Consider the following 14,436-nt stretch of genomic DNA (forward strand, 5'->3'; position numbering starts at 1 on the left):
CCCGGGGCTGCGATCTCGGCTCCAAACCATAAGATATTATTATTGATAATCTTATTGATCAAAACAGGGTCGGCCTCTATACTCCACGCGACACCGTTTTGCCCACGGTGCAGACCTCGCCAACAACAAACACAAACACCGCCGTTTCACACAGGTGGGGACATGGAGACAACCCCGGATGAACCGCAAGCGATTTCTGGCTGCCCTCGCAGCGATCCTGATGTCGATGACCGCGCCGGCGATGGCGCAGCAGGCGTGGCCGGCCCGCCCCGTGACGCTGACCGTCATGTATGGCGCCGGCGGCTACATCGACCTGCTCGCGCGCGCTTTCGCCCAGCGCCTCGAGACGGCGCTCGGCCAGCCCGTCGTCATCATGAACCGGCCCGGCGCGCAGGGCGCGCTGGCCCTGGACCTGGCCAGGCGCCAGGCGCCCGACGGATACAACCTGACGATCGTCACCGGATCGTCGATGGCCGTGCTGCCGCACCTGATGGCGGTGAACTTCACGATCGACGACTTCGCCTATGCCGGCGCGTTCGCGATGCCGCGCTACGGCGTCGCCGTGCAGGGCAAGTCGGCGTACAAGACCATGGATCAACTGATCGCGGCCGCCAAGAGCGGGCCCGGGGTGTTCATGGGTTCGTCCTCCGCGCTCAACACGCTGATCCTGGCCGACATGAACCACCGCTTCGGCACGCACTTCGAGGTCGTTGCCTACAAGTCCGCCCCCGAGGTATCGAACGCCCTGCTCAGCGGCCAGGTCGCGGTGATCGTCAGCAACCCGCCGGACATCGTGCCCTACCTGAAGGACGGCAAGATGCGCCTGCTTGCCTCGGCGAGCCCCGCGCGCTGGCCGCACACCCCGGAGGTTCCGACCCTCAAGGAACTCGGCTTCCATTCCATCGATGCCGATTCGTGGGTCGGCCTGGCGGCGCCCAGGGGAACGCCGAAGCCGGTCATGGCCAGACTGGAGGCCGCGCTGCTCGACATCTGCAAGAACAAGGAATTCCGCGACGTCCTGGAAACCCGCGGCACCGACGCGCTCTGCGCGAACGGCGCCGACATGGACAACTACCTGAGAAAGCGCCGGGTCGAATGGGGAGAAGCCATCCAGCGCGCCAACCTGCCAAGAGAGGAAGCACCACGATGACAACCCGCCCCCGAGCCATACTCGTCACCGGCGCATCCAAGGGAATCGGCCTGGCCCTCAGCCACATGCTGGCGGCGGGCGGGCAGCAAGTCGTCGGACTCGCGCGCACCCGGCCGAAGGATTTCCCCGGCGATTTCTGGTCCTGCGACCTTGCCGATCTCGCCGCCACGGCGGAAGTCCTGGCGGCCGTCAACCGCAGGCATTTCATCACCGGCGTGGTCAACAACGCCGGCATCGCCCTGCCCCAGAGCCTGGCCACGCTCGACTTCTCCAGCCTGGCCACGGTGCTCGACACCAACCTGCGCGCCGCCGTCCAGGTCACGCAGGCCTGCCTGCCGTCGCTGCTCGAGGCAAACGGCGGGCGCATCGTCAACGTCTGCAGCCGCGCCATCCGCGGCGCGGCGGACAGGACCGCCTATTCCGCGGCCAAGAGCGCGCTGGTCGGATGCACGCGCACGTGGGCGCTGGAGTTCGCCCGCTTCAACGTCACCTCGAACGCGGTCTCGCCCGGGCCGACCGAGACCGCGCTGTTCCGGCAGAAAAGCCAGTCCGGCAGCGAGGAGGAGCGGCGCATGCTGGCCTCCATCCCAATGGGACGGATCGGCCAGCCGGAAGAGGTGGCGTCGGTGATCGCGTTCCTGCTGTCGCCGGCGGCGGCCTACGTGACCGGGCAGGTCATTGCCGTCGATGGCGGCGGGAGCCTGGGCGGACGGCCGTCGGCGTGAAAGAGATCGGGGCACGGTAGACGCCTCGGTTTCCTCCCCGCTCCCGCCTGCGGCGAGCGGGATGTCGAACGGCCGCATGCGCCCGCGCGGCGCCGTGCAGTTTATGCCGCGGCCGGTAAAAACTACGGGGTCGCGGCGCCCGCTCAGGCGCGCGGCGCCTGCACCGGAAAGCACACGGCGATACACACCGAACCGGTGTCCGGGCCGCCGCCCGCCCCTTCGGCCTCGATGCGCGCGCCGTGGGTTTCCACCAGCCGCCGCACCAGCATCAGCGCGGTGCCCTGGCGCGCGCGCGCCGCGCCGCCTTCGGGCGGCGGGCGCCGCAGGAAGAAATCCGACAGCACGGCAATGCGCTCGTGCCGGCGGGTTTCGCTGGACAGGCGGCTCTCGGTGATGCGCAGCGTGACGTGGTCCGCTCCGGCATGGAGCGCGGCCTCGACGGCATCGCCGGTGCGCGCGTGGCGGACGCAGTGGATCAGCAGGTGCCGCAGCAGCGGCGGCAGGCGGCGCGGGTCGGCGTCGATGGCCACCGGCGCGGATGCCGACGCGGATGCGGGCGCTGCCCCGGGCGGATCGGGCAAGTCCACGCCGCGCGTCTGCGCGAACGGGCGCACCGCCTCGATGGCCGCGCGCAGCGCCGCGTCCAGGTCGGTGCGCTGCCACTGCGGCGCGCTTTCATCGGCCAGCAGCGCCACGGCTTCTTCCATGTGCTCGATCAGCGCGACCTGCTGCTGCATGCCGGTGCGGATGCCGGCCAGCGCCCGCTGCGCACTGGCCGGCGGCGTGTCCAGCGTGTGGTCGAGCACGTAGGCCCAGCTCTGCACGCCGTTGAGCGCGGAGCGCAGGTCGTGCGCGACCTGTCCGATCAGGCCGGCCACCTCGGCGCTGCTGCTGACCTCACCGGGCGTGTGCGTGTGCGCGGGCGCATCGCCGTCGTTGCCCCGGGCGCCGTCGGAAGGAGAATGCGGTTGCGACATCGATGTTTTCCGGGCTGCATGCCCGCCCCCTTGCCATCACGCAATAAGCATGCCGCCTGCGTCCGCATTACCGCAGCAGCACTAGCCCGGCGGCACCGCACCGCTGCCGTTGGCGCGCAGCGATTCGGGCAGCTCGCCGCGCGCGGCGTATTCTTCCAGCCGGTTGTAGAGGGTCTTCAGGCTGATGCCGAGGATCTCGGCGGCATGCTTCTTCACGCCCGCGCATTGCTCCAGCGTGGCGAAGATCAGCTGGCGGTCCGCCTCGGCCAGCGACATGCCGACCGGCACCGACACCATCGCCGTGGCCGACGAGGTGGTGGCCGCCATCTGCAGCGGCACGTGGGCGTCGGCGATCAGGTCGTGGTCGGCCATGATGTAGGCGCGCTGCACGAAGTTGCGCAGCTCGCGCACGTTGCCGGGCCACGCATGCAGCAGCAGGCTGTCGAGCAGCTCGGGCGCGAAGCGGCGCTGCGTGCCGTGCTCGCCGTTCATCTGCGCGAGCAGCGTGTTGGCGATCTGCACCACGTCGTCGCCGCGCGCGCGCAGCGGCGGCAGCTCGACCGGGAACACGTTGAGGCGGTGGTAGAGGTCGGCGCGCAGCTTGCCTTCGGCCACCGCTTCCTCGGGATTGCGGTTGGTGGCGGCCACCACGCGCACGTCGGCATGCAGCTCGCGGTGGGTGCCGACCCGCATGAACGCGCCGGACTCCAGCACGCGCAGCAGCTTGACCTGCAGCTCCACCGGCATCTCGGTGATTTCGTCGAGGAACAGCGTGCCGCCGTTGGCGCGCTCGAAATAGCCTTTGTGCTGGCGCTCGGCGCCGGTGAAGCTGCCGCGCTCGTGGCCGAACATCTCGGACTCGATCAGCGTGGGCGAGATCGCGCCGCAGTTGACCGCGAGGAACGGCTGGCGCCGGCGCGCCGAGAGTTCGTGCAGGGTCTGCGCGGCGAGTTCCTTGCCGGTGCCGCTTTCGCCGACCAGCAGCACGGTGGCCTCGGTCGGCGCGACCCGGCTCAACTGGTCGTAGACCACCTGCATCGCCTCCGAGCTGCCCAGCAGCCGGCCGAAGCGGCCATAGCGGCGCAGCTCGCCGCGCAGCGAGTGGATCTCCGCCTTGAGGTCGCCGGTGGTGGCGATGCGCTTGAGGATGGTGCGCAGGCGCGTGACGTTGATCGGCTTGACGAGGTAGTCGGTGGCGCCCAGGCGCAGCGCGTCCACGGCGGACTCCACGCTGGCGTAGCCGGTCATCAGGATCACTTCCACGCCGGCGGTGCCGACTTCGCCGAACAGGTCCATGCCGCTGCCGTCGGGCAGCTTGAGGTCGGCCAGCACCGCGTCGGGCATCTGCCAGCCGACCTGCAGGCAGGCTTCGCGCAGGTCGCCGGCGGTGGCGGAGGTGAAGCCCTCGGCCGCCACGATTTCCGACAGCGCGGCACAGGTGTTTTCGTCGTCGTCGACGATCAGGATGTGGGGCATATCGTCCGTAGGGGAGCCATCGGCCAGCGCGCGGCTGCCGCCGGGAGGCGCCGCCGGCACGGCGGCGGCCGGGCCGGAGCAGGTCACGGCGCCAAGGGGGAAAACCGGGGTATGAACCATTCTATGCGGGGGCGGCGGGCGGCGATGCCGGTGTCTGTCTGACAACGCCACGCCTTGACGAACAAGTTCGCACTCTGGCCGCAAAAGGGTGGCCTCGGGCTTCCGCAAGCGATAGCATTGGGCCAGATTGCCGCCCTGCCCCCGCCGATGCCAAGCAGCCAGCCCGACACTTCCGCCGCCCCCGTCCCCGACCGTGCCCCGGCACCGCCGGTGGACGGCGGGCCGCGCGTCGCGGTCCCGGGGCCGGCGGCGCTGCTGTGGCAGAGCGCGTCGCCGGCCATGCGGCGCCTGCTGGCCCAGATCGAACGCGTGGCCGCCACCGAAGTGACCATGCTGGCGGTGGGCGAAAGCGGCACCGGCAAGGAACTGGTGGCGCGCGCCGTGCACGAGCGCGGCGCGCGCCGCGGCGGCCCGTTCGTGGCGGTCAACTGCGGCGCGATCCCGGCCGCGCTGATCGAGTCCGAGCTGTTCGGCCACGAGAAAGGCGGCTTCACCGGCGCCGTGCAGCAGAAGGCCGGTTATTTCGAGCAGGCGCGCGGCGGCACGCTGTTCCTCGACGAAGTCACGGAAATGGCACCCGACATGCAGATCAAGCTGCTGCGCGTGCTGGAGACCCGCACCTTCCACCGTGTCGGCGGCGACACCCAGATCGCGTGCGACGTGCGCATCCTCGCCGCCACCAACCGCGATCCCGTCGAAGCCGTGCGCGACGGCCGGCTGCGCGAGGACCTGCTCTACCGGCTGGCCGTGTTCCCGCTGCACATCCCGCCGCTGCGCGAGCGCGGCGAGGACATCGCCCTGCTGGCCCGGCACTTCCTGGCCGAGTTCAACGCCATCGAAGGCACCGACAAGACCTTCTCCGCCACCGCGGTGGAGCGCCTGCGCCATTACGGCTGGCCCGGCAACGTGCGCGAGCTCAAGAACACGGTGTACCGGGCCTTCATCCTGGCCGACCGCGTGATCGACATCGCCAACCCGAACATCGCCAGCCAGCCGCCGCGCCCGTCCACGCTGGACGGCGTGGTCAACGTGCGCATCGGCACCTCGCTGGCCGACGCCCAGCGCGAGATCATCCTCGCCACGCTGGCCCGCCACGAGGGCGACAAACGCCAGGCGGCGCGGTCGCTCGGCATCAGCCTCAAGACGCTCTACAACCGCCTGGACAGCTACCGCGCCGGCTGAAGCCGCACGCCGAGGCCGGCGGGTCGCATGCGTCGCCTCGTTCGCATCTTCCCGGACCGCCCTTCCCGTCCGGCGGCGTCCTGCGCGCGGCGCGCACCCGAAACCACCCCCCTCGCCAGGGGGGAAGCAATGCGGCGCCGAACTGCGCAGACTCAGGATTCCATGCCATCGAGCCAATGCGCCCGGCGCGCGGAACCCCCGCAATGACCCCAAAACAACAAGATACCTGCCCCCTCTGCGGCATGCCGGCAGAAACCCGCATCCGCCGCGGCAGTTACGGGCAATGGGTGCTGTACGGCTGCCGCAACCCCCAGTGCGGCCCGACCGAGATCAGCACCGGCGCGCGCCGCAACCTGCGCGAGCCCGCCCGCCAGGCCGAGCTGCGCGCGCTGGCGCGCACCAGCCGCGAGCACGGCAAGCTGCCGCGCCTGGGCTATGACGGCCCGCGCGGCGAGATCTACGTGGAGTTCGACTAGCCACGGTCCGGCGCCGCGCCATGCGGCGTACTGGCAATCCTCGTGATCCGCCGTTACATTCCAGACAGTCCGTGACGGCACGGATACGCGCGCGGGCGGAACGCACCGGGCGCGGCGGCGGTCACTATGCCTACTGGCAACGCGAGGACAGACCGATGCAATTCAGCACCCACGATCTTCTGGCGCTGCTCTGCGCCAGCGTGCTCACGGTGATGGTGGTCGTCATCCACTACGAGGCCCTGCGGCTGCTCTCGGCGATGAGCCCGCACCGCTGGTCGGGGCGCGTCAACGTGGGCGTGCTGATCCTGTGCATCATCGTGGCCCACTGCCTGGAAGCCATCGTGTTCGGCGCGGGCTACTGGGTGGCCGGCCACGTGCTCGGCCTCGGCGGGCTGGGCGGGCCGCAGCCGGTCCAGCCCATCACCTACATCTACTTCTCGCTGGAGACCTACACCACGCAGAGCCTGGGCGACATATCGCCGATCGGCGCGACGCGGCTGATCGCCAGCATCGAGCCGCTGGTGGGCCTGATCCTGATCGGCTGGTCGACCTCCTTCACCTACATCATCATGCGCCGCGACTGGCCTACCGCCGTGGCCTCGCAGGCGACGCAGGGCGACCTCTGAGCGCCCGCCGCTCGCCGCGCGACGGTGCTGCGGCGGCGCTACAGGATCGGCGCGAACAGCGTGGCCACGTGCATGGCCACGCGCCGCAGGCGCGACCCGCCCAGGTATTCGTCGGGCCCGATGCGGCGCGCCTGGGCGAAATCCGCCTCGAGCATGGCGGCCACGCCGGCGGCGAAGCCGCGGTCCGCGGTCATCACCATCAGCTCGAAGTTCAGGCGGAACGAGCGGTTGTCCAGGTTGGCGCTGCCCACCGCGGCGGCCTCGTCGTCGATCAGGATCACCTTCTGGTGCAGGAAACCCGGCTGATAGCGGTAGATCTTCACGCCCGCGCGCACGGCCTGGTAGGCGTACAGCGTGGAGGCGGCGAACACCACCAGGTGGTCCGGGCGCGCCGGCAGCAGGATGCGCACGTCCACGCCGCGCAGCACGGCCAGCCGCAGCACCGCGAACACGGCCTCGTCGGGCACGAAGTACGGGCTGGTGATCCACAGGCGCCAGCGCGCCGACTGGATCGCCTCGACGAAGAACAGCGAGCAGGTCTCCTGCGCGTCGGCCGGACCGGACGGCACCACCTGGCAGGTCATGCCGCCGGCGGCCGCGGCCGGCGGCGGCAGCAGCAGCGGCACCTCGCGCGCGGCCCAGTACCAGTCCTCGGCGAACACCATCTGCAGGTCCAGCACCGCGCTGCCGCGGATCTCGATATGGGTGTCGCGCCACGGCGCCAGCGGCGGCTTCAGGCCCAGGTATTCGTTGCCGACGTTGTGGCCGCCGGTAAACGCGCGGGCGCCGTCGACGATCACCAGCTTGCGGTGGTTGCGGAAATTGAGCTGGAAGCGGTTGACGAAGCCGCGCCGCGTGGCGAACGCGCGCGCCTCCACGCCGCCGGCCAGCAGCCGCTTGACGTAGTGCCCGGGCAGCGCGTGCGAGCCGATGCTGTCGTAGAGGAAATAGACCTTCACGCCGGCCGCGGCGCGCTCGCACAGCAGGTCCTGCAGGCGCCGGCCGAGCGCGTCGTCGTGGACGATGAAGAACTGCACAATCACCACCTGGCGCGCGGCGGCGATGGCCGCGAAGATCGCCGCGAAGGTGTCCTCGCCGTCGACCAGCAGGCGCACCGCGTTGTTGGCCAGGCACGGCATGCCGGTCAGGCGCGGCAAGGCGCGCAGGCAGGCCTGCTCGGGCGCGTGCACCACGCAGGCGTCGCGCGCGGCGCGCTCGCCGGGGTCCATGTCGTGCGTGACCTCGCGCAGGCGGTCGTTGTTGAAGCGGCGCGCGTTGACGTAGCCGGCGAAGTTGCTGCTGCCCAGGATCAGGTAAGGCACCAGCGTGAAGTACGGCATCATCACCAGCGAGCCGGCCCACGCGATGGCGCCGGGCGCCGTGCGCACCGTCATCACCGCATGCAGGGCCGCGAGCACGCCGAGCGCATGGAAGGCCAGCACGATCACGGCAATCAGGGAAGGACTCGGCATGGCCGTCGGAGAGCGCCTGGCGGCGGCGGATCGCAATGCCCGCCATTCTGGCATAGGCCCGGCAGAATTTCGCGACTAGCGTTAAGCTGTAGCGCTTTTCGTTCCGCCGCAGTACCGCATCGTCAAGGAAGACCGCAATGTCAGAGTTCAAGATGGAATACCGGCGCCTGGGCGCCAGCAACCTGAAGGTATCGGCCCTGTGCCTGGGCACCATGATGTTCGCCGACCAGACCGACGAGGCCGAAGCCGGCCGCATCGTCGACAGCGCGCGCGCGCATGGCGTCAACTTCATCGACACCGCCGACGTCTACAGCAAGGGCGCCTCCGAGCGCATGGTCGGCCGCCTGCTGGCCGGCGACCGCCACGACTGGGTGCTGGCCAGCAAGCTCGGCAACCCGATGGACGCCGCGCCCAACCGCTCGCACTACTCGCGCACCTGGATCCTGCGCGAGTCCGAGGAAAGCCTGCGCCGCCTGGGCACCGACTACCTCGACATCCTCTACCTGCACCGCGACTTCCCCGGCGAGAACCTGGAAGAGCCGGTGCGCGCGATGGGCGACCTGATCCGCGCCGGCAAGGTCCGCTACTGGGGCGTGTCCAACTTCCGCGGCTGGCGCATCGCCGAGATCGCGGCGCTGTGCGACCGGCTCGGCGTGCCGCGCCCGGTGGTCTGCCAGCCCTACTACAACCTGCTCAACCGCATGCCGGAAGTGGAGATCCTGGCCGCCTGCCAGCACTTCGGCCTGGGCGTGGTGCCCTACAGCCCGATCGCGCGCGGCGTACTCACCGGCAAGTACCTGCCCGGCCAGCAGCCGCCGCAGGATTCGCGCGCGGGCCGCGCCGACCGCCGCATGATGGAAACCGAGTTCCGCGAGGAATCGCTGGTCATCGCGCAGACGCTCAAGCAGCATGCCGAGGGCCGCGGGCTCCAGCTCGGGCAGTTCGCCACGGCCTGGGTGCTGGCCAACCCTATCGTCAGCTCGGTGATCGCCGGGCCGCGCACGCTGGCGCAGTTCGAGGACTATTTCGGCGCCGTGGGCGTGGCGCTGTCGGCCGACGAAGAAGCACTGGTGGACAGCCTGGTGCGCCCGGGCCACGCCTCCACGCACGGCTACAACGATCCCAACTACCCGCTGACGGGACGGCCGATCTCGGCGTTCTGACCCTGCCGGCCGCCCCGGCCGGCACTGGCACCACCACCGCACCCGCCGCCCGGCGGGTGCCGCCGCGCCCGCGCGGCCTCGCCGCGCGACTGCCCAAGATTTAGGCAGGCCGGCATCCTTCCGCCCCCATTGGCCGCGCGCCCCGCGCGGGCCCCGCTTATCCACACATCCTGTGGATAACGTCGGGCGGCGCTTTCGGACAAATCATGTATGCGCGCTGCGGCGGGCGCGCCCGCGTCCGCCGGCGCGCCCGCCGCACAGGATGAGTCGCCGGGTATTTTGGGAATGCTCTGCCTGGGCTTGCGGACAGCTCCGATCAATATCCGGCCCGGCGCGGACTATGCTGCCCGCATCGCCTTGCGGGACAGGCCCAGCCCATCCCGGTCCAGCGCATGGCTGCCCGTCTGGCCGGGCGGCGGATGCGCGCGCCCGCCCGCCATTTGCCCAAACGCCAGTTGGACATTCCCCCATGAAGATCGCACTGCTAGCGGACCGCTCGGTTCAGGCCGAGGCCCTGTCGGATTCCCTGCTCCGCGCCGGCATGCATTGCCACACGTACCATGCCAGCCGAGACCTGTTCCAGCGCATCGACCGCTCGCGCTACGACGTCCTGCTGATCGACCACGAGCTGGCCGACATGCCGGCGGTGCAGGCCGTGCGCGCGGTGCGCGCGGCGTGGAGCGGCGAGCTGCCGGTGATGGTGCTGTCCGACCGGCGCGACGAAGACTCGGTCGTCAACACCCTGCAGGCGGGCGCCGACGACTACATGATCCGCCCGCTGCGCGCGCGCGAGCTGGTGGCGCGGCTGCACGCGCTGCGCCGCCGCACCGGCGCGCGCGAGACGGCCCCCGGCCCCGCCATCGCGATGGGGCCCTACACGCTGGACTGCCTGTCGCGCCGTGCCGCCTTCCGCGGCCAGCGCGTGGCGCTCACGCCCAAGGAGTTCGATCTCGCCGCGCTGCTGTTCTCGGGCGCCGGGCGGGTGATGCCGCACGCGCAGATCGAGCACGCGATCTGGGGCTACGCGCTGCCGCCGGGCTCGCGCGCGCTGGCCAACCTGGTCTCGCGCCTGCGCCGCACGCTGGCGCTGCACCCCGGCAACGGTGTGGTCCTCTCGGTGGTCTACGGGCAGGGCTACCGCCTGGAGGAAACCGCGGCCGGCGTCAGCCGGCGCAACCGGCGCGCCGGGAGCTAGGCGCGCACCGCCGGGCCGGCCGCGCTCAGGCGCCGAGCCGCCCGTCGCGCATCAGCTCGCGCAGGTCGATCACGACGAAGCCGCTGCTGGCCTTCTTGGCCTCGCGCTTGGCGGTGGCCGCGGCCGCGCCGATATGGCTGCTGTCCAGCCGCCACGGGCCGGGCCCGCCGGCGGGCCCGGCGGCCGGCCGCGGTCCCACGCGCACCGCGCCGGCGGCCATCGTCACGGCCGGAAAAAAGGTCTGCTGGCCGAGGCGGTCCTCGCCGTGGATGCCGCCGGCCTCGCGGTCGGCGCTGGTGTACAGCTCGCGCGCGGCGCGGTTGAAACCGGCGATGGCCGTGCGCGTGCGGGTTTCCCAGTCGGGGCTCTGGTACAGCACCAGGAAGTCGTCGCCGCCCACGTGGCCGAGGAAGTCGCGCGCGGGGTCGCACGCCTGCGCCAGCAGGGCAGCCGCGCCCTTGAGCATCTCGTCGCCCTTCCAGTAGCCGTACTGGTCGTTGTAGGGCTTGAAATGGTTGAGGTCGACATAGCAGGCGTGGAACTCGGCGCCGGCGTCGAGCAGGCGGTCGATATGGCGGTTCAGCGGCATGTTGCCGGGCAGGAAGGTCAGCGGGTTGGCATAGCGCGCCGCCTCCATGCGGATTTCCGTGACCGCGCGGATCAGGTCCGCGCCGGTGCCCAGCCCGGCGTAGCGCCCCTGCTCGGTCACGATGAAGCCGTCGGCCAGCGGGCGCTGGTCCTCGCCGGCGAGCGCGCGCGCCATCTCGTCGATGCCGGCGCCCTTGTCGAAGCACAGCGGCGCGCGGCTGGCCAGGCTCATGCCGTTCTTCTTGCCGTACAGCTCGCGGTGGAACGGCGCGGTGAAGCGGTCGAGGAAATAATGCCGGTTGACGATGGCCAGCGGCGTGCCGTCGTCGTTGACCACGGCCACCGCGTGCAGGCCGGGGCGCGCGTGGAACAGGTCCAGCAGCGCGTTGTTGGTGATGCCGGCGCGCACCGCCGGCGCGGGCCGCATCAGCTTGCCCGCGGTGACGCCCGGGCGCGCCGAGCGCACCGTCTGCGGGAACACCGCGATCTGCTTGGACCCCAGCGCCTGGCGCGCCTGCGGCGCGACCGCCATGACCGGCTGCGCCGCTGGCCGGCCCAGGTAGTAGCCCTGCCCGAACGGCACGCCGAGGTCGCGCAGCACGGCCAGCTCGTCGGCATCCTCGATGCCTTCGGCGATGACCGCGCAGCCGAGCGCCTTGGCCAGCGCCAGCATGGTGCGCACGATCTCCAGGCGCCGCGGGCTGGTGCCGATGCCGCGCACCAGCGACTTGTCCAGCTTGACGTAGTGCGGCGTCAGGTGGATCAGGCGGTCGAGGTTGGCGTGGCCGGTGCCGAAATCGTCCAGCGCGTACTGCATGCCCAGCTCCTGCAGCACGCCCATCGCCTGCCCGAAGCGCTCGGCATGCTCGATCTGCGCCTGCTCGGTGATCTCGATCACCACCCGCGCGGGGTCGATGCTGCCGGCCACCAGCGCCTTCATCGCGCGCCCGCCGTCGGCCAGCAGGCAGCGCAGCGCCATCGTGCTGAAATTCAGGAACAGGCTGCCCGGCAGCGCGAGCGCGGCGCTGGAGGACAACGCCGTGCGCGCCGCCTCCAGCTCGATCTGCACGGTGTCGTCCTCGTTGCGGGCGAGGCGGAACAGCGCATCGGGCATGGCCAGTTGCGAGCCGGTCGGGCCGCGCACCAGCGCTTCGTATCCGAGGATCTCGCCGGTGCCGAACGCAACGATGGGCTGGAACACGGTGTGCAGCGGCGGCAAGCGAAGCCGCGGCAAGGTCACGCCGGCCAGGGGGGAAGCGTTGGACATGAACGGATAACGGACGGGCGTGACGAAACGTGAGCGGGAGGCGAGATAAAACGCGGCGAATGGATGGCGATTGGGCGGCGGCTGGTGGTGGAGGCGGACGCGGCGCGGGGAGGCCGGTGTGGCGCACACGTATTTCATGTCAGCTATATGACACGCCGATGACAATGGGTATTACCCCAATGGCCGGTCAGGGTGTCACGGTTTTGTCACAGAGGTATCCCAGCATGCGCGGCATAAGAGAAGTCGCCGCCGGCGGCCGCCGGCGCACGGCGGGCCGGATCGCGGCGACCAGGGTCAGTATGCGGGCCGCGAGGCCCATCGGAGTCCTCACCGTGTTGCAAGCCGCCGTTCCACTCTCCCCCGCCCGCCGCGCGGGCCCGCGCCTGCCCGCCTGGCTGGGCCGGCTGCCGCTGGCCGCGCGCCTGTGCATCGCCTTCGCGCTGGTCTATGCGTTCGGCGCCGCGGTCGGGCTGACGGGCATCGTCAGCCTGGTCTCGGTCAAGCAGATGACCGACACCCTGTACCAGCGCGACATGCGGGGCGCCATCGCGGCCGAGCGCGCGCAGTCGGCGCTGGCCCGGCTGGAGCGCGCCCAGCTTTCGCTCACGCTGGCCACCAGCGGCAGCGAGCGCGACGCGGCCGGCGCCGACATCGACAACGCCCTGGCGCGGCTCGACCAGGCCCTCACCGTGGTGCGCGCGGCCACGCCGGCGCAGGCCGAAGCGCTGCGCAAGGAACGCGACAGCGCCGCCACGCTGCTGGGCAGCTACGTGGCGCTGCTGCGCAAGCAGCCGCTCGACCCGCTGCAGTTCGACAGCGCGGTTTCCGTGGACGGCCATTTCCTCGGCGAGCAGTTGCAGAAGCTCGCCACCGTGGTGGAGGCCGCGCGCACCCGCCAGGAGCGCCAGGCCGCCGACACCGTGGCCGCGGTGACGTCCAGCCAGTTGCGCGCGCAGGGCCTGATGGTGGCCATGCTGCTGGCCAGCCTGGCCGCCGCGGCGGCGCTGGCCTGGTTTGCCGCGCGCCAGTTGCTGTCGCAGCTCGGCGGCGAGCCGGCGGACGCCGCCGAGGTGGCCAGCCGCATCGCCTCCGGCGACCTGCGCCAGGCCGTGCCGCTGCGCCGCGGCGACACCCGCAGCCTGATGTGCATGCTGGCCCGCATGCGCGACCAGCTCGCCGGCGTGCTGGCCGACATCCGCCGCTCGTCGGGCGAGATCGCCGCCACCAGCGCGGGCATCGCCGGCGGCAACCAGGACCTGTCGCGCCGCACCGCCTTGCAGGCCAGCGCGCTGGCCGCCGCCACCGACAGCGTGGCGCGCCTCGCCACGCTGGTCGGGCAGGCCCGCGAGCAGGCCACGGAGTCGAGCGCGATGGCGCGCCAGGCACGCCAGGCCACCGACGCCGGCATGGGCGTGGTCAGCCAGATGAGCGGCGCGATGGACGCCGTGCACGGGCATTCGCGCAGCGTGGCGGAGATGGTGGGGGTAATCGAGAGCATCGCCTTCCAGACCAACATCCTGGCGCTCAACGCGGCCGTGGAAGCGGCCCGCGCCGGCGAAGCCGGGCGCGGCTTCGCGGTGGTGGCCGAGGAAGTGCGCGGGCTGGCCCAGCGCAGCGCCACCTCGGCGCGCGAGATCCGCGCCACCATCGGCCAGGCCACCGCCGAGATCGCGCGCGGCGCGCAGCTGAGCCAGGAAGTGGTGAGCGCCATGAGCCGCATCGAGCAGGCGGTCGGCCAGAGCCACGCGCTGTCCGAGCGGCTGTGCGGCGTGGCCGACGAGCAGGCGCAGGGCGTGTGCGCGGTCGGCGAAGCGGTGGCCCAGCTCGAGCAGACCAGCCGGCAGAACGCCGAGCTGGTCGAAGCGGTCACGGCGCAGGCGGCGAGCCTGGACGAACAGGCCGCCGGGCTGGCGGCCGGGGTGGCGCGCTTCCGCTTCTGACGTTCGGCTTCTGACGTCCGGCTTCTGGCGTCCTCCCATCCATGTTCCGCAATGCAGAACATGGGTTCCACGGTGCAGT

The 14,436-nt window shown here is 71.2% G+C and carries 12 protein-coding genes; 8 read left to right on the top strand and 4 right to left on the bottom strand.

Translation table 11 applies throughout. From position 1 onward, the window contains the following. Positions 1 to 178 precede the first annotated feature (178 nt). Both ACWTPI_RS27460 and ACWTPI_RS27465 read left to right on the top strand, forming a co-directional pair. Entirely contained in the window at positions 179 to 1,150 is a 972-nt protein-coding gene (locus tag ACWTPI_RS27460; protein ID WP_454733306.1) for a Bug family tripartite tricarboxylate transporter substrate binding protein, read from the top strand. Then, the gene (locus tag ACWTPI_RS27465; protein WP_454733307.1) at positions 1,147 to 1,875 is read left to right on the top strand and encodes an SDR family oxidoreductase; all 729 of its coding nucleotides are present in this window, start codon (positions 1,147 to 1,149) and stop codon (positions 1,873 to 1,875) included. Before ACWTPI_RS27460 ends, ACWTPI_RS27465 begins: the two co-directional genes overlap by 4 nt. A gap of 143 nt (positions 1,876 to 2,018) precedes the next feature. Here ACWTPI_RS27465 and ACWTPI_RS27470 read toward each other — a convergent pair whose 3' ends face one another. Then, positions 2,019 to 2,852 carry a sensor histidine kinase gene (locus tag ACWTPI_RS27470; RefSeq protein WP_454733308.1) on the bottom strand — a complete coding sequence of 278 codons (834 nt, stop codon included), beginning with the start codon at positions 2,850 to 2,852 and terminating at the stop codon, positions 2,019 to 2,021. A gap of 81 nt (positions 2,853 to 2,933) precedes the next feature. Next, entirely contained in the window at positions 2,934 to 4,328 is a 1,395-nt protein-coding gene (locus ACWTPI_RS27475; RefSeq protein WP_059411628.1) for a sigma-54-dependent transcriptional regulator, read from the bottom strand. A gap of 267 nt (positions 4,329 to 4,595) precedes the next feature. On the opposite strand from ACWTPI_RS27475, the gene ACWTPI_RS27480 reads away from it, so the two are divergent. From ACWTPI_RS27480 to ACWTPI_RS27490, 3 genes are all read left to right on the top strand, one after another. Further along, positions 4,596 to 5,630 carry a sigma-54 interaction domain-containing protein gene (locus ACWTPI_RS27480; RefSeq protein WP_454733309.1) on the top strand — a complete coding sequence of 345 codons (1,035 nt, stop codon included), beginning with the start codon at positions 4,596 to 4,598 and terminating at the stop codon, positions 5,628 to 5,630. A gap of 203 nt (positions 5,631 to 5,833) precedes the next feature. Further along, positions 5,834 to 6,106 carry a hypothetical protein gene (locus tag ACWTPI_RS27485; RefSeq protein WP_059411627.1) on the top strand — a complete coding sequence of 91 codons (273 nt, stop codon included), beginning with the start codon at positions 5,834 to 5,836 and terminating at the stop codon, positions 6,104 to 6,106. A gap of 155 nt (positions 6,107 to 6,261) precedes the next feature. Then, positions 6,262 to 6,732 (top strand): ion channel, encoded by a 471-nt coding sequence (locus ACWTPI_RS27490; RefSeq protein WP_454733310.1) that lies wholly within the window; start codon positions 6,262 to 6,264, stop codon positions 6,730 to 6,732. A 38-nt stretch (positions 6,733 to 6,770) separates the two neighbouring features. On the opposite strand, the gene cls is transcribed toward ACWTPI_RS27490, so the two are convergent. After that, the gene (cls, locus tag ACWTPI_RS27495) at positions 6,771 to 8,204 is read right to left on the bottom strand and encodes a cardiolipin synthase (protein ID WP_454733311.1); all 1,434 of its coding nucleotides are present in this window, start codon (positions 8,202 to 8,204) and stop codon (positions 6,771 to 6,773) included. A 137-nt stretch (positions 8,205 to 8,341) separates the two neighbouring features. Between cls and ACWTPI_RS27500 the strand changes: the two genes are divergently transcribed. After that, complete coding sequence (locus tag ACWTPI_RS27500) at positions 8,342 to 9,367, top strand: aldo/keto reductase (protein ID WP_454733312.1); 1,026 nt, start codon at positions 8,342 to 8,344, stop codon at positions 9,365 to 9,367. A 469-nt stretch (positions 9,368 to 9,836) separates the two neighbouring features. Continuing rightward, on the top strand, positions 9,837 to 10,562 hold the full coding sequence (locus tag ACWTPI_RS27505) for a response regulator transcription factor (RefSeq protein ID WP_454733313.1): 726 nt from the start codon (positions 9,837 to 9,839) through the stop codon (positions 10,560 to 10,562). A 25-nt stretch (positions 10,563 to 10,587) separates the two neighbouring features. Here the strand turns inward: ACWTPI_RS27505 and ACWTPI_RS27510 are convergent, their stop codons facing one another. Then, positions 10,588 to 12,417 (bottom strand): EAL domain-containing protein, encoded by a 1,830-nt coding sequence (locus ACWTPI_RS27510; RefSeq protein WP_454733314.1) that lies wholly within the window; start codon positions 12,415 to 12,417, stop codon positions 10,588 to 10,590. 332 nt (positions 12,418 to 12,749) lie between these two features. Here ACWTPI_RS27510 and ACWTPI_RS27515 point away from each other — a divergent pair, with 332 nt between their 5' ends. Further along, the gene (locus ACWTPI_RS27515) at positions 12,750 to 14,357 is read left to right on the top strand and encodes a methyl-accepting chemotaxis protein (protein WP_454733315.1); all 1,608 of its coding nucleotides are present in this window, start codon (positions 12,750 to 12,752) and stop codon (positions 14,355 to 14,357) included. The last annotated feature ends 79 nt before the right edge of the window (positions 14,358 to 14,436 follow it).

This window comes from Cupriavidus ulmosensis (genome assembly GCF_977008105.1).

Excerpts from the sequence above, each read along its gene's own strand:
- cls (WP_454733311.1), bottom strand. The coding sequence starts at position 8,204 with ATGCCGAGTCCTTCCCTGATTGCCGTGATCGTGCTGGCCTTCCATGCG.
- ACWTPI_RS27505 (WP_454733313.1), top strand. The coding sequence starts at position 9,837 with ATGAAGATCGCACTGCTAGCGGACCGCTCGGTTCAGGCCGAGGCCCTG.
- ACWTPI_RS27475 (WP_059411628.1), bottom strand. The coding sequence starts at position 4,328 with ATGCCCCACATCCTGATCGTCGACGACGACGAAAACACCTGTGCCGCG.
- ACWTPI_RS27500 (WP_454733312.1), top strand. The coding sequence starts at position 8,342 with ATGTCAGAGTTCAAGATGGAATACCGGCGCCTGGGCGCCAGCAACCTG.
- ACWTPI_RS27490 (WP_454733310.1), top strand. The coding sequence starts at position 6,262 with ATGCAATTCAGCACCCACGATCTTCTGGCGCTGCTCTGCGCCAGCGTG.
- ACWTPI_RS27460 (WP_454733306.1), top strand. The coding sequence starts at position 179 with ATGAACCGCAAGCGATTTCTGGCTGCCCTCGCAGCGATCCTGATGTCG.
- ACWTPI_RS27465 (WP_454733307.1), top strand. The coding sequence starts at position 1,147 with ATGACAACCCGCCCCCGAGCCATACTCGTCACCGGCGCATCCAAGGGA.
- ACWTPI_RS27510 (WP_454733314.1), bottom strand. The coding sequence starts at position 12,417 with ATGTCCAACGCTTCCCCCCTGGCCGGCGTGACCTTGCCGCGGCTTCGC.
- ACWTPI_RS27485 (WP_059411627.1), top strand. The coding sequence starts at position 5,834 with ATGACCCCAAAACAACAAGATACCTGCCCCCTCTGCGGCATGCCGGCA.
- ACWTPI_RS27470 (WP_454733308.1), bottom strand. The coding sequence starts at position 2,852 with ATGTCGCAACCGCATTCTCCTTCCGACGGCGCCCGGGGCAACGACGGC.
- ACWTPI_RS27480 (WP_454733309.1), top strand. The coding sequence starts at position 4,596 with ATGCCAAGCAGCCAGCCCGACACTTCCGCCGCCCCCGTCCCCGACCGT.